At 45.0% G+C, this 15,576-nt stretch carries 9 protein-coding genes; 2 read left to right on the top strand and 7 right to left on the bottom strand.

Annotated elements, in window-relative coordinates; translation table 11 throughout:
* The first annotated feature begins 493 nt into the window (after window positions 1–493).
* A complete protein-coding gene (locus KI655_RS17565) occupies window positions 494–2,686 on the top strand; it encodes an immunoglobulin-like domain-containing protein (RefSeq protein WP_285407539.1) in 2,193 nt (730 codons plus the stop codon).
* Window positions 2,687–2,819: 133 nt separating this feature from the next.
* Here KI655_RS17565 and KI655_RS17570 read toward each other — a convergent pair whose 3' ends face one another.
* From KI655_RS17570 to KI655_RS17600, 7 genes are all read right to left on the bottom strand, one after another.
* Complete coding sequence (locus KI655_RS17570) at window positions 2,820–3,188, bottom strand: hypothetical protein (protein WP_285407541.1); 369 nt, start codon at window positions 3,186–3,188, stop codon at window positions 2,820–2,822.
* 108 nt (window positions 3,189–3,296) lie between these two features.
* A complete protein-coding gene (locus KI655_RS17575; RefSeq protein ID WP_285407542.1) occupies window positions 3,297–5,435 on the bottom strand; it encodes an ATP-binding cassette domain-containing protein in 2,139 nt (712 codons plus the stop codon).
* On the bottom strand, window positions 5,432–7,018 hold the full coding sequence (locus tag KI655_RS17580; RefSeq protein WP_285407544.1) for an ABC transporter transmembrane domain-containing protein: 1,587 nt from the start codon (window positions 7,016–7,018) through the stop codon (window positions 5,432–5,434). Before KI655_RS17580 ends, KI655_RS17575 begins: the two co-directional genes overlap by 4 nt.
* Complete coding sequence (locus tag KI655_RS17585; RefSeq protein WP_285407546.1) at window positions 7,008–8,432, bottom strand: TolC family protein; 1,425 nt, start codon at window positions 8,430–8,432, stop codon at window positions 7,008–7,010. Before KI655_RS17585 ends, KI655_RS17580 begins: the two co-directional genes overlap by 11 nt.
* On the bottom strand, window positions 8,407–10,638 hold the full coding sequence (locus KI655_RS17590) for a response regulator (protein WP_285407547.1): 2,232 nt from the start codon (window positions 10,636–10,638) through the stop codon (window positions 8,407–8,409). The genes KI655_RS17585 and KI655_RS17590 overlap by 26 nt, the downstream gene beginning before the upstream one ends.
* Before the next feature lie 3 nt (window positions 10,639–10,641).
* A complete protein-coding gene (locus KI655_RS17595) occupies window positions 10,642–11,991 on the bottom strand; it encodes an HlyD family type I secretion periplasmic adaptor subunit (RefSeq protein WP_285407548.1) in 1,350 nt (449 codons plus the stop codon).
* Window positions 11,992–11,994: 3 nt separating this feature from the next.
* Window positions 11,995–12,357 carry a hypothetical protein gene (locus KI655_RS17600; protein ID WP_285407550.1) on the bottom strand — a complete coding sequence of 121 codons (363 nt, stop codon included), beginning with the start codon at window positions 12,355–12,357 and terminating at the stop codon, window positions 11,995–11,997.
* 186 nt (window positions 12,358–12,543) lie between these two features.
* Between KI655_RS17600 and KI655_RS17605 the strand changes: the two genes are divergently transcribed.
* Window positions 12,544–15,576: cadherin-like domain-containing protein (locus KI655_RS17605; RefSeq protein WP_285407551.1), on the top strand; the 3,033-nt coding region annotated here is incomplete at its 3' end.

The raw sequence follows: 15,576 nt of genomic DNA on the forward strand, positions 1-15,576 counted from the left end.
AACATCAATACTGTGAATGAAACCATAACTTTGTGAATTGTTATTCATATTTTTAGTTTACGACTTTACATACTCCGAATTAGTGTCTCTTTATTTGATGGTTAATTGTACAGTGCATTGCTGGTTATAGGTGTTATCTTGCTTACTAGGTGATAATGTTTAGGTATGCAATCAAGTGATTATTGATTCAAAGTGAGGTAGGAGTTAGCGACAGTCTTCATTTTACATTAGCTAACGGTGTTATATTTTTAATTAATTGAATTTGTGATGTTTATATTTGAATCTTATTTAATTAGTCGAAAATTGAAGGGTTAATAATTTTGAATAGTCAAAACTAAGATTATATTTTTTTTCTATCTGTGACTTAAAATCACAACTTATATAAATGATATCTGTTTTATAAAAATTACATTATTAGTCGTTTTTTATTCATGCATAAAATCATTGTTAGGCACTGTTATAAGAACAGCTATTCAACGAGGAAATGATGTTTATGATGAAACGAACGGCACTACAACTCGCAATTTCTTTCGGTATGGTTGCGTTATCCAATGCGGCTAGCGCGAGCAGCACCCCAATGACTAACCCGAATGCTGGCGTGGTTGTGGGTTATTGGCACAACTGGTGTGATGGATCGGGCTACAAAGGTGGCAATGCGCCGTGTGTGACCTTAGATGAGGTCAACCCGATGTACAACATTGTAAATGTTTCCTTCATGAAGGTGTATGACCTTGCTGATGGCCGTATCCCAACTTTTAAGTTAGATCCCACTATTGGCCTTTCAGAGCAGCAGTTTATTGATCAGATTTCGGAACTTAACCGCCAAGGTCGCTCAGTGTTACTTGCTTTAGGTGGCGCAGATGCACACGTTGAACTTAAGACGGGTGATGAGCGAGCCTTTGCTGATGAGATTATTCGCCTGACCGAGAAATACGGGTTTGATGGCCTAGATATCGATTTAGAGCAGGCGGCAGTGACTGCGGAAAACAACCAAACCGTGATTCCAGATGCATTGAAATTGGTAAAAGACCATTACCGAGAGCAAGGCAAAAACTTCCTAATTACTATGGCTCCTGAGTTCCCATATCTAACATCGGGCGGTAAGTATGTTCCTTATATCGACAACCTTAAAGGCTATTACGACTGGATTAACCCTCAGTTCTATAACCAAGGCGGGGATGGTATTTGGGTGGAAGGCGTAGGCTGGATTGCCCAGAACAACGATGAACTGAAAGAAGAGTTCATCTACTACATCGCTGACTCGCTGAGTAACGGCACACGCGGCTTCCACAAAATTCCTCACGACAAGCTGGTATTTGGTATTCCGTCTAGCATTGATGCGGCAGCCACAGGGTATGTGCAAGAGCCACAGGATCTCTACACAGCGTTTGATCGCTTGACTGAACAGGGGCAGCCTTTGCGTGGCGTTATGACTTGGTCGGTGAACTGGGATATGGGCACAAACGCCCAAGGGCAAGAGTACAACGAGCAGTTCATTAAAGATTATGGCCCGTTTATTCATGGTCAAGTGACGCCACCACCGGGTAATGATGGCGAACCCGTCTTAAAAGGGATAGAAAACGCACGAGTATTACACCGAGGCGACTTTGATGAGTTAGCGGGCGTGACAGCACATGACGAGGAAGATGGCGATTTAACGTCATCCATAGTTGTAGAGGGTTACGTTGACACTTCAGCAATTGGCACTTACGCATTGACGTATAAGGTGGCAGATAGTGATGGCAATGAAACAACGCAAGTCCGTACGATAGAGGTATACAGTCAGAAACCTGTTTTTGAAGGTGTCGTGAATACCAGTATTCTGGTTGGCAAATCATTCGATCCTCGTGCGGGTGTGTCTGCCAGCGACCCTGAAGATGGTGACCTAACTCAAGCGATTGAAGTTTTAGGTTCAGTTGATTCAGACAAGCTTGGCGATTACACATTAACCTATCGAGTAACAGACAGTGCGCTACAAACTGTGCAAGCACAGCGAGTGATTACGGTTACTGATGGCAGCACTTGTGCGAACGCTTGGGATGCAGGCACTGTGTATGTTGAGGGGGATAAAGTCTCTCATGAAAACCAAACATGGCAAGCGGGTTGGTGGACGCGTGGTGAAGAGCCGGGAACGACAGGTGAGTGGGGTGTCTGGAGCAAGGTATCAGATTCATCATGTGGCGGCGAAACACCAGACCCAGATGTCGATCCAAGCTTATCTGTAACAGGACTCGCTTCATCTTATACGCTCGATAGTGGTCAAGTGGTTATTGAGCTGCAACTAAGCAGCAATGAAGCGTTAGATGTAACGACCACAGTGCGTAACGCAGCGGATCGAGTAATAGAACAGACTCAATCACAAGTGAATGGTCAATCTTCACAGCGCATTGTATTGAACGATATTGAGGCGGGTACTTTCAAGCTATCGACGAATGGTATCGCTGAAGATGGTGAATCGGTTGTGTTTGAGCAAGGCTTTGCTGTGACAGATGAGGCAGTAACACCTCCACCGGGTGATTACCCAGATTATGTCGCTGGGACATCTTACGAAGCAGGCGATCGCGTAGTAGGCGCTGATAATGGCGTTTATGAATGTAAGCCTTGGCCATACACAGCGTGGTGTGCGAGTCCTTCTTATGCACCGGGTGATAGCTTGTATTGGGATGATGCATGGACGAAGTTGTAAGCATGACCTGTTTAACAGCTATGTACTACTGATATAACACATTGAAAAACGAAAGAGCGACCCATTTGGCGTCGCTCTTTTTTGTCTTTAAGAGATTGAGAATGGTTGGATTATGGCTAATTGAATGATGGTCTTAGTGAGTTTGGCCGTGGCTTACTTCAAGCAACAACTGCTCAAGAACACATTTCGCTGATGGTTCTAATGACCACACTCCCAAGATACGATTTAGTGCAGCACGATAGACTTTGCTTTTGAGAAGAAACGCAACCGTCTCTGTGTCGTTACTCAAGACGTGTTTTTGAATGAGGGTCAATTCGGCTTTGTTAGCGATATCAATCTTCTGAAGATTAAAAGCGGGCAGAAAGGAACACTCGTACCAGAGTTCGATGATCTCTCGAAGTTCCATCTCTTCTTCGGGTACATCGTACTCCCGAAATTGATGATTTTCAGGAATAGCGCTCGTGTACGCGATATCAAGTTTGTCTGCAACGAATGTATACATTTACTTCCTTGTTATGCGTTGTTTTAGTCCGAATCATCATGCTCTGTGATGAATTTGTCAATTATATTTGGTTATCAAACGGATGAGCTTCGAATAATGACTCTAAAGTTAGCTCAAGCTGTTTAAGTATTTGTCTGTTAAGCCAAAATATTTTAGATTTCCGTCTGGCTCAAGAACTAAGCTCATGTTTGATGTGGCGATCAAATTAGGATCATTGGTTGAGAAAATCACGGTTTTGTTTAGCAATTTATCGCTAAACAGGCGGTTGAAATATTGAGAGTTTTCTTGCTCAGCACCATTAAACGGCTCATCAATGATGATGAGCGGTTGTTCACAATTCCCCAAACCCAGTGCCAAACGCAACTTCTGTTGGATTCCGTTAGGTAGGTTCTTACATTTGTCGACGCTGAGTTGTGTCGCCAAACCGTCTGGTAGCCATTCATCGAGCTCAAAGAAGCTGATCATTTCCTGCATCTTTTCTGTAGGGATAAGTCCATTGTGCAGGATGAAGTTGGTCTCTAAAGAGCCTTCAAAAATGTGCAGATTAAACGGGATGTAGTTGATCGAGGTGCGGTAACGATAGCTGTTGAACTGCTTAATGTTGTAACCATCGACCGACACCGCGCCCTGATAACGGTCTTCCAACCCAGCAATGATCGAAATCAGTGTCGTTTTGCCGCAGCCAGTTGGACCACAAACCACGACTTTGGCGGCTGGGGGGATTTTAAAGCCCAAGTTGGTTAAACCCGTTGCTGCCCCTGTGTATCTGTGACTGACACCGCTGCCGACGATACTGCCTTGAAATAGGCGAATCGGAGGGCTTTTTTCGAGAGTTAGCTTGTCATCATTCATCGACATCAAATTATTGATCTGTGCCGATGAGGCTTTGATTGATTGGAATTTAGAAATAGAGTTGTAGATACCCATGATAGGGCCAAGCGCCTTCCAAACCAGTATAACAGTGGCGAGCATCGCACCTGCATCAGAAGTACCTTCCATCACGCCCACAACGGCGGTGACGATACTCGCAGTACCAATCACTTGAATTAAGCTACCACCGGCCGCTTGCACTTTACTGTTTGTGACAGCAACATTTTCTGCATCGCTGGTACTTTGCAGATGAGAAGCGCTAAAGCGAGATTGAACTACGCGAAGCAACGGCAAACCTTGGATGGTTTTTATCCCGCGGAGGATTTCGTTCCATTGGTAAGACACCATGGCATTGGCTCGCGAGCTTTTCGATGTCGCTTGGGAGTAGATATAGCGCGAGTAAACACAGAACACCAACATCAAGATAAGACCGCCCATTACCACAAGCGCTGCTGTACCAGACATCAGGGCAATGGCGATAATAAACACGATCACAAATGGCATGTCGAAGTAGCTCAAGGTTGACTCTGCGGTCACCAATCGACGGAACGTATCAATATCTTTTAAACGCGCCAATTGAGAAGACACACCCGCAGTCGATGTCATCGCATAAGGCAGCCAGAGAAGCTTGGATATCACAGCTTGTGAAATATGCACCGCGAGATCCTTACCGGAGGTCGCAATGATGTTGACCCGCATCTTTTTGAAGAAGTATTCAGAGAAGCCTACTATCACCGCGAACAAGGTGAGCCAATAGAGGGTTGCCTCCGAGCTTGAGGTGAGGGCGAAGTTATAAACACTCATGATAAAGAAGGGCTGCAACGCGCCTAAAATGCTGATCACGAAACTGAGAATAATCAAACTCTTGAGTTCGTTGTTGTAGCGATAAAACGCGTACTTGATCCAGTTGCTTCGATCTTGTGATTCTGGAGGCGGTTCTCGGAACAGTCGCGAATACTCACTGATTGAAATCAGCAAGCAGGGCTTGTTACACATTGGGTACTCAATGGTGTTGTTATTGGTGTAATCAAACAAGAGCAACTTGCCATCTTTGGTACCCAAAAAGATCGCGCTTAGGTTTTCGATTTCAATAAAGCACGGGTGAGGGTGCTTATCGATGTTCTCGAGCGTTTTTAGTTTAGTGACATCGCAGCGATAACCAAGGCGCTCTATGGTTGCGGTAAAGCTATCGCCGTCTTTTGGCTTAGGAATGAAAGCATCACTCAAGATAGCGGGTGTACCTTCCCATTCAAGTGCTATCAGGGTGTAGGCCAGACCTCGAATCAAGGGAGATTGACTGTAGCGCTCGTCATACCCGCTCGCTTCAAAATCCATGACTCGTTGAGGAACATTGTTGAAGTCAACTAAGATGCTCATTGGTCACCTCCTGTCAGTTTCACTCGTTTGAGGCGGTGATTAAGCTTGTCCATTTTATTACTGGCGATGATGAGGATCTTATCGTTAGCTCGGTAAGCGGTACTGGTGAGCACGACCCGTGCAAAGTCATCATCATAGACACAATCAATGTCATCAAATATCAATACACGTTTACTTGCAAGCAAGGCTCGGACTAACAACAAAGCGTAGCCAACTTGGCGTGAGAATGGGTTGCGCATGTGGCCCTTGAGCTCGGTGTAGAACCCGGCAGGAAGCCCGTCGATTTGTGCCTTTATGTTCATGGTCTCACAAAGCGCAAACGCGGTATTATTCAAGCTTGGGCGAAAGCAGGTGAGGTTATCTATGATGGTGCCTTCGACGAACGAACTGGTTTTGTCCACCATTAAGACACTGTTACGCCAAACGTTGTAGTTCAAATCCTCGAGCGGCGTATCGTTGATCATAATATCCAGTTTACTGTCGCTATTTTGTCGAGTAATGCAGTTTGCTAGATGGGTTTTACCTGAACCACTTTTACCCGTCAGTAGGTATGCTTGTCCACGTTCAAATTCAATACGTTGTTTGTCTGAATACTTCACGGAAACACGCTCTACTTCCGTCGTTTCGTGTTGGTGTTCGACAGAGGCAGCGAGCTCAAGCAGATCGGCAATACGCTGAATGTGGAGCTTGTTTAATTCCCAACGGCTCGCGGTACGCATCACTTGTTGGTAAGGCGCAAAATAGCGGTTAGTGAGCATGATGATTGCTGCCATGATGCCTTGGCTTGATTCCATATTGATTACGGCGGTTGCTAAAACCACGACGACACAAGCAATCGAGAGTTGTTGAATCAGCGCCAGTATCAGGCTGAAGTTTGACTCAATCTGCTCATATTTGATGTTCTCAACTTCTCGCTCTTCAACCATTTGTGTCATCAGACTTTCGACGCGGTATTCCATATTTCGCGCTTTGATATCGAGCGGGCTTGAAATGATCTCAATGATTTTAGAGGTAGTTAAACCTTCAATATCCGACTTGTTTTGCAGGCTGCCAATTTTCTGTTTGGAAAGGCTCCACGCGAACATCGCCAATATCGCAGAGGCGATCAGAAGCGTAATGCCTGCCCAGATGTTGATGAGACCGATGATGAGAATAGTGATAACACTAACGGCAAGGTTAATAAGAGCGCGAACCGACTCACCACCAAAGAAGGTTTTGAGCTCAGGAATGGTCGCGATACGCTCTAAATATTCGCCGGGCTCTAAACGTCGAAATTTAGAGATCTCCGCCAAGCAGATAGATTGGAAGACTTTGTTGGTAAGATTGGTCTCAAAGTGCCTCATGATCACAGAAGAGATCTTCTCTTCCTGATTTTTCAAATGGTAATCGAGGAAGATGGAAATCAAGATGATCGCGAACAGTAAGAAGAGCGTGTCTTGCGCTTGGTTTGGCAACACACGGTCGAAAATGATCAAAATAGAGAAGGGAAGGACCAGCCCAAATAGCGTCGAAATGATGGTAGAAAACGTCAGATAACACTTATCTGCCATATTAATCTTTTGAGAAAAATGCTCAGTTTGCATTGCGATCTCCTTTTCTCAAAGATGACGTCGAGAGAAGGTGTTTCGGCACGAGCTCTTGATTGTCTCTACCTTCGATGTCGCTCATCAATTGCATGATGCTCTCGATAGACTGGATTGAAAGCACGCCTTTGGTCTGTTCTAGATTGATGGTTTCGATGATGTAGTCGTATCTTGCGCTCTCGTAGTCTCGAAGCGCACTGAACAGCTTACTCTCTGCGGCAAGAAGATCGGTGATGGTACGAGTACCGAGTTGATAGGCTCGTTGGATGCCTTTGTAAGAGGCGTAGTTAGCACGAATGATATTTTCGTAGCTACTTATCGATTGCGAAAAGTCGTTGATGTTGAGTATTGAAGTGTTAACGCTGTCGCGAGTGGTGTACAGAGAGTCTTGATAGAGCAGCTCTGTTCTCTCTACCGCTGTGGATGACTTCTTGTAACCATAGTAATCAGAGCCTCCGGATAGGAGTGGCACGGCTAGATTTAACCCAACGCTCGTGGAGTTACTCTCACCCGTTGCTGTTGGATCGGTTCTGTCGAAGTTATTCGCATCATCATGACGATAGCTCGCTGACAGCGACACGGTAGGCAAGAAGTTGGAACCACTCTCTTTCAAGCTTCGACGACTTCTCTCGACGTTTTTCTTGGCAACCAGCAGATCGTTATTGAGCTTCAGAGCTTGATCCATGATCTCGCGTTGCTCGGTTTCATTTATCTCTTTTAACGGCACGCTCTCATAGATGTCTTGTGAAGGCGTGATAGGGTACTGAATTTGAATGGATAGGCCGTTAAGAATCACGCGTCTGTCTTTTTGCAGTGTTCTTAATCGGTTCGCAACGCCTTCCTTTTGAGCGATAACTTCGTACAACTCGCTGGCCGCGGTATTCCCCAGTTCTACGTTTCGTCGCATTTGATGCTCGCGGGTTTCAGAAGATTTAAGCTCGACCAAGGTCGCCTTTATCTGTGCGTTGTTTTTGAGGTATTCAAAGTATTGAGAGCTGATCTCTGAAATTGTGCTTTGAATTTTGTTCTCATGCTTAATCTCTTCGATATTGAAGTCGAGCTTGGCGGTGCCATATTTGAAGATGTCGCCTAGATTGAATATGGACTGGGAAAGAGAAACGCTGTAGCTGTTTGAGTTGTAGCTTGAGGTAGTGTCGGGAACGCCGGACAGTAAGGTTTCATTTTCATTCCATGTGGTATCGGCCGCGCCATTTAATGAAGGAAGAAACTTAGATCGGCTTATTCCGATATTGTATTCGTTCTCTTCGACGCCTTTGTCACTGGCACGAAGGGAGAGGCTGTTTTGCAGGCCGAGTTGCACTGCTTCAAGCAAGGTCGTCGCCAATGCTGAAGGTGTCGTGCTCATTGCGAGTGCAGCGATGATGCTGCTAGTTAAGTTTCTGTACCGCCACATACTTGTTGATCACCTTAATGATTTCATCGCCTTTGTAAGGTTTACTGATCACGTAATCCATTCCTGCTTCTATACAAGCCTGATGTTCGTTACTGCTGGTCAATGCGGTTGCACCAATGATGGTACAAGGGTTCTTCTCGTTCTCTTTTTCAAACTGTCGAATGCGTTTCGTTGCTTCAATACCGCCCATGCCGGGCATGATGCAATCCATGAAAATAATGTCTGAGCGTTTGTTCATGAAGTGTTTCACCGCATCAGCGCCATCGCCGACAGTGTCTGGTTCATACTCTTGTTTGGTTAGAATTCGTTTGAGCAAGATTTGCTGAACTCGGTCATCTTCCACAATCAAGAATGAACTGTTCTCCATCTGCTCTTCAGAGGCTTCCGCTTCCATAATGGTGAGTAAATTTGGAATAAATTCATACGGAATCGCAGGTGAGTTAATGATTTTGTCGACAAAACTATGACACTCTTGCGCATGTTGTGTATTGGCAACGGAAAGCAGTAGTTTGGTATTTGGATGATTCTTGAGTTGCGATTTCACCGTCTTACTTAATGACGGTAGTTTATTAGACTCAAAGGTATCGGTCAGCATAATGGCATCGTATTCACCAAAGGTTTTTGCTGCAGAAAACAGTTCGTTGGCGGTGCGAATCTCCGTGATCTCGAGCCCCAAGTTAACGAGCATCTTTTTCATTACATCAATTCGGACTTGGGTATTAGCACACAGCAATAAACGCTTACCATCGAAACGAGTTTTCTCGGTGTGGAAGTTTTTCGCTTTGAGGTCTAACTCAATCTGAAAACGTTCCTGAGCCCCAGATTGAAACCAGTGACTCTCGTAATAGCTGTAGTCTTTCAGAACGCTTTTGGCTAAATCATCGGTATTCGCACTGTGGTCTTTGTGATCGCTCCAATGAAGCTTGTTCAGCTTGGCGACAGCTACATCAAGCGTAGATAGGAAATTTAGGTTGATAGTGAGGCGTGTATTCTCCATGTCAGAAGCCGCGCCCGATTCTATGGTCACAAATAGCTTTTTGTTTGACTTGAGCTGGATAGCATTTGAGAGCTGCAAGAACAGTATCCAGAATAAGCTGGTGGATTGACCTTCAACGCGATTGGGTAGGTTGTCCGAGATAAAGCAGTCCAGCTCTCCTTCATTTCGCTGCACTTTAGCGCTGATATGAATCATCAACTCTGACAATACGCTTAATAAGGAGAACTCTTTTGATTTACTCTCTGTTCCTTGAGAAATCAAACGGTTGTAGTTTTCTGCAAGTTCGGAAAGGGTATTGGAAGCCGATGTAATGTCTTTAGCCATTAACACACCGCTCTCATCGGTCTCTTGTACCAGATATTGGACACCACCATTGATAGTGTTGGTGATACCACGTATCTCATATCCAATTAGAGCATACAGTTGTTTGTACAGATCGTTATTACGTTTCTGGTCTTCGAGCTTACTGAAGATCAACTTTAGATGTGAATAGATCTGACGCTGCTTGGGGTTAATACTCACTTCGTTAAGTAGCTCTTCAAGCCTTTGTAAGTCAAGCTGTTTAAGTTCTTGATGAAGAGCATCAAATTCAACATCGATGTTTCTTTCGTTTGAGTTTGATTTTTTAAGCTTCAGTATGGCGATTGAGTTAGATATCAACGCAATAGCAGCTAGAATCACAACCACCATGAATAACCACATGAAAAACTGATTTTTCTCAGACATCAGATCGCTCGCATGGTTGTTAAACATAGTGCGATAGTTGTCGTCCATTAGCAGATAGTTGTTGGTCAGTGAAAGGTATAAATCCAAGACATCATTGCGAGTTCTAAAACTGTCCGAAAAACGATTGATCGCTAATTCAAGCTGAGTATATTCAGTCGCACCGACCAAGCTAAATTCAGTTTTATTAAGTGAAGCGAGTGATCGGAACTCATCAATTTCACTTTTGAGTGTGGAAAAGTTGAGGCCGCTAGTATTGCAATTATTGGCTGTTAAACAGTTTTGTAAGGTTTGAATGTCTAGCTCAATCGTGTGATTGAGTTCTTGAGCTTGTATCAGCAATGGTGCATTTTGAACTTGCGCTACCGAGTCGGCTTTTGACCACGATAGGTATAAATAAAGAGCGAGAGCAGCCAATAGCACACTAAATAGCATGCTAAGCCTCAGAGCGGGTACTGAAATATTGTAGGAAGGCTTTCCGCTCATCTACTACCTCTCATCGAATGCATCTTCGATGGCTGACATTACAGGTTTGGCAGCGTATTCGATGACACGACGTGAACCTGTTTTAACATCCGCAGTAAATTCCATATAAGGGGAGAGCTTGTATTGAGTACCTCCGCGCTCAAGGAAATTCCGGTCAATTTCAATCTCCGCCAAATAGAATTCGGCATCCTCTTCTTCATAAGATGAACGACTGATTGACGCGATAGTTCCTTCGACAAAACCGTACTTAGCAAAGTTGTAAGTATCCATTTTTACCTTTACGGCTTGCCCAATTTCAACAAACCCCATGTCTTTACGCGGTATCTTAGCCTCACCATGAAGGGAGTTATTGATAGGTGCGATGTCTGCGATACTTTCTCCTGGTGGTATAACGGCTGAGCGAAAGTTGAAATGCAGTTTGTCGACCACACCATCAACGGGTGAATAGACGATGAGACGATCTACTTTGTCTGAATGTTGAGGTTGCGAAATGCGTTTGATTTTCAAATCTTTGTTCGCTTGAATGATCTGTGCTTGATACTCTGAATTTCTGTTCTCTATCAAATCTCTATGTTGCTTTTCGAGTTTATCGAGCTGGAAGCGCTCATTCATCACTGACTCGTCAAGGTTCTCTATCTCACGAACCATATTCGACTCTTGTACTTTCATATTCAGCACGTCTACGTATGAAGCCATCTCTTCCTTATACAGTGTGTTTTTGATGTTAAGTTGTTTTCTAATTAGGGAGAGCTGGTTCTCTGAGCTTTTACGACGCTTGAGCATCGAACTTATCAAGGAATTTTTATGTTTGATGTCGTGAGTAATGAGTTCTTCATTTGAACGATTTTTAGAGAACTCTTGTTGCCAGGTATTCATGTTGACCTGAACTTGTTCTGGGTAATCATCGATGAAATTAGAAAAATCGGGCTCGACCATGTCACGCAAACTTTCGTAGCGAATCTTATCGAGCTCTAACTGGATAATTTCAGTATTGACGGTATCGAGCTGCGTATTTCGGTCGAGAGAGCGTATTCGAGCGATAGGTTGACCTTCGTAAACAACGTCACCTTTTCTAACCAATAGTTCTTCTAAAATCCCGCCTTCTAAGTGCTGAACTTTCTCGACATCCGATTCCAATAGCAGTTCGCCTCGTACAGATACAACAATATCGATACGAGCTTGAGACGCGACTGTGATAGCAACAAGCGCAAGCAAAAAGATGATCAGCAGGGTTTTGTGAACACTCGTCATCGCACTAGCCAGTACGATAGTGTCATCCGCTGTCACCTTGGTCGCCTCGGTGTTTGATACTAGAGCTTTTCTAAGGTGATGCTCTATTTGATTGTTGCTCATGATCTACCTCGATGACTTGTCACCTATTACTCCTTCAATATCCAACAAGTGGTTGATCTGTCGATTAATGTTGTGTAGTTCAGTTTGTATGTCCTTTAACAGCTCTTCCGGTGCAGGGAAGTGGTGGTTACTCAAATGCTCTAACTTGGCTAGCTTCGGTGGTAAATCTTGATCGCAAAGCAGGGTTAGGATTGTTTTGAGTTTTTTTGCGTAATTATTGAGTTCATCAAATCGGTTGGCTTTATGTAGCGTTTCGATGTTCACGGCCGCATCTGAAAAGTCCTGATAAAAGTCACCCAGTAGCAATTGCAAGCCTTTGTGGCTGTTGTCGATTGAACGTAACAAATTCGTCATGTCTATCATCATTCCACTGCCTTAATTGCTTTAATGACAATAACTAAGGATCTTTAAAGTAGGTTTTCAAATTTTTTTTCATTCTTTACGTAAAGAAATTAATTTATGAAAAATGTTGTATAAAAATTTGGTTTTTTCCGATGGTGTCCTTTAATGCCTCTAAACACGATCAGTTAGCTATTGGCAACGGAGGCTGTAATGGCAGGCGAAAATAATCAAAATAACCAAAACGAAGATCTAAATGATGCGGTAGAACAAACGGATACCAATGACGCGGGTACGCCCTCCCAGCAGCAGAACCAACAAAATCAACAAAATACGATTGCTTCGACAGTAGCAACGGGTGCTGAAAACACTGACGCTGCTGATGAAGTGAATCAGGCGATGGAAGACAACCCAAGTGGTGCTGGTACAGAAGAGGAAGCATCAGCATCTGGCGGCGCGGTACAAGAAGAGTCAACAGAGAGTGGTAGCGGCTCGGAAGCTGCCCAATCAAACGTTGTAGACAGTGTGGCTTCTGGCGGCGGTGCCGGTGAAGAAGCGGCAGGAAGCGGTGGTGCAGCTTCAGGTGCGGGGGCACAAGCTGTTGGTGGCGGTGATGTTTCTGGCTCTGAAGGCGGTGCGGATGCCGAAGGGAATGAAGCTCAAGGGCAAGCCGTTCAGACTTCAGCAGCGCCAAGTGCTTCTGCAGATTCTGAGGGCTCACAAGGCGGTGATAATCTAGATTCTGAAACGACAGAAGAAACCTTTGCGGTGGATGTTCAAGACACTAGCGATGAGACAACGTCACAAGTCGAAGATGATTTCGATTCTGAAACGACGACAAATACATTCCAAGTTAATGTAGAAAGCGTCAATGATGCTCCAGAGGTTGAGCAAGATCTTGCCTACATCATGGACGAAGATGGCTCCATAACATTCACTCAAGAACAACTACTCGAATACGCAAGTGATGTTGATGGCGATGATCTTGTTGCGTCTAACGTTCAAGTTGGCGCTGATGCGACAGTCCAAGACAATGGTGATGGCACATTTACGGTTGTCCCTTCTGCGGACTTTAACGGTGAACTTGACCTAACGTTCGACATTAGTGATGGCCAAGAGACGATCAGTAGCTCAATCGACCTAACTGTACGCCCTATCAATGATGCGCCTGTTCCGGAAGATAAATCTTTTGAAATCGAAGAAGATGGCACACTTGTCTTCACTGATGCAGACTTGCTAGCCGGTGCGACGGATATTGAAGGGGACGACCTGACTGTTGAAGGGATCACTTATGATGGTGGTGACGGTATTCTTACTGACAACGGTAATGGTACTTACACCTTTGCGCCCAACGAGAACTTCAATGGTGACGTAAACTTCAGCTTTGATGTCTCAGACGGCACTGACACAGTGTCTGCCAACATCGATGTGAGCGTTACTGCGGTGGATGATGCGCCAGTATCAGGTGATCTCGCTTACTCAGTAGACGAAGATGGTTCTATCCGCTTGAGCCAAGAGCAGCTTTTGTCTCAAGCCTCTGATGTAGAGGGTGATGACCTAACCGCAAGCAGCCTAACAGTGGATGGTGATGCGATAGTTGTCCAAAACGATGACGGCAGCTTCACGATTACGCCAGATGAGAACTTTAACGGTGACATCGATATCAGCTTTGATATCTCCGATGGCACTAACACGGTTCAAGCGTCTGCTGATTTGACGGTTAACCCGGTTAATGATTTACCTGTTCCTCAAGATCAACAGTTCTCTGTTGAAGAGGATGGCACTCTTATCTTCACTGATGCCGACCTGCTAACAGGTGCTACCGACATTGAAGGCGATAACCTTTCAGTTGAAGGTGTTACCTACGATGGTGGCGACGGTATCCTTACCGACAACGGTAACGGCACTTACACCTTCGCGCCTAATGAAAATTTCAATGGTGACGTAAACTTCAGCTTCGATGTATCCGACGGCACCGACACAGTATCTGCCAATATCGATGTTAGCGTTACTGCAGTTGATGATGCACCAGTCTCTGGCGACCTCGCGTACTCAGTGGATGAAGATGGCTCTATCCGCTTAAGCCAAGAGCAGCTTCTGTCTCAAGCGTCTGACGTAGAGGGTGATGACTTAACCGCAAGCAGCCTAACAGTGGATGGTGATGCGATAGTTGTACAAAACGATGACGGCAGCTTCACGATTACACCGGATGAGAACTTCAATGGTGACATCGATATCAGCTTCGATATTTCCGATGGCACGAATACGGTTCAAGCGTCTGCTGACCTAACAGTAAATCCAGTTAACGATCTACCTGTTCCTCAAGATCAACAGTTTTCTGTTGAAGAAGACGGTACACTCATCTTCACTGATGCAGATCTTCTTACGGGCGCGACAGATATTGAAGGGGACGACCTGACTGTTGAAGGGATCACTTATGATGGTGGTGACGGTATTCTTACTGACAACGGTAATGGTACTTACACCTTTGCGCCCAACGAGAACTTCAATGGTGACGTAAACTTCAGCTTTGATGTCTCAGACGGCACTGACACAGTCTCTGCGAACATCGATGTTAGCGTAACAGCTGTCGATGATGCGCCAGTATCGGGTGATCTAGCATACTCAGTGGACGAAGATGGTTCTATCCGCTTGAGCCAAGAGCAGCTTCTGTCTCAAGCCTCTGACGTAGAGGGGGATGACCTAACCGCAAGCGGCCTAACGGTTGATGGTGATGCGACGGTTACTCAAAACGATGACGGCAGCTTCACGATCACACCTGATGAGAACTTTAACGGCGATATCGACATCAGTTTTGATATCTCCGACGGCACTAACACGGTTCAAGCGTCTGCCGACCTAACAGTTAACCCAGTTAACGATCTACCAGTTCCTCAAGACCAACAATTCTCTGTTGAAGAGGATGGCACTCTTATCTTCACTGATGCCGACCTGCTAACAGGTGCTACCGACATTGAAGGCGACAACCTGACTGTTGAAGGTGTCACTTACGATGGTGGTGACGGTATTCTTACCGACAACGGTAATGGCACTTACACCTTTGCACCAAACGAGAACTTCAACGGCGACGTAAACTTCAGCTTTGATGTGTCTGACGGTACGGATACCGTGTCTGCCAACATCGATGTCAGCGTAACAGCTGTTGATGATGCACCGGTATCAGGTGACCTAGCTTACTCAGTGGACGAAGATGGTTCTATCCGACTAAGCCAAGAGCAGCTTCTG

This window comes from Vibrio sp. D404a (assembly GCF_030248535.1).
GTDB lineage: Bacteria > Pseudomonadota > Gammaproteobacteria > Enterobacterales > Vibrionaceae > Vibrio.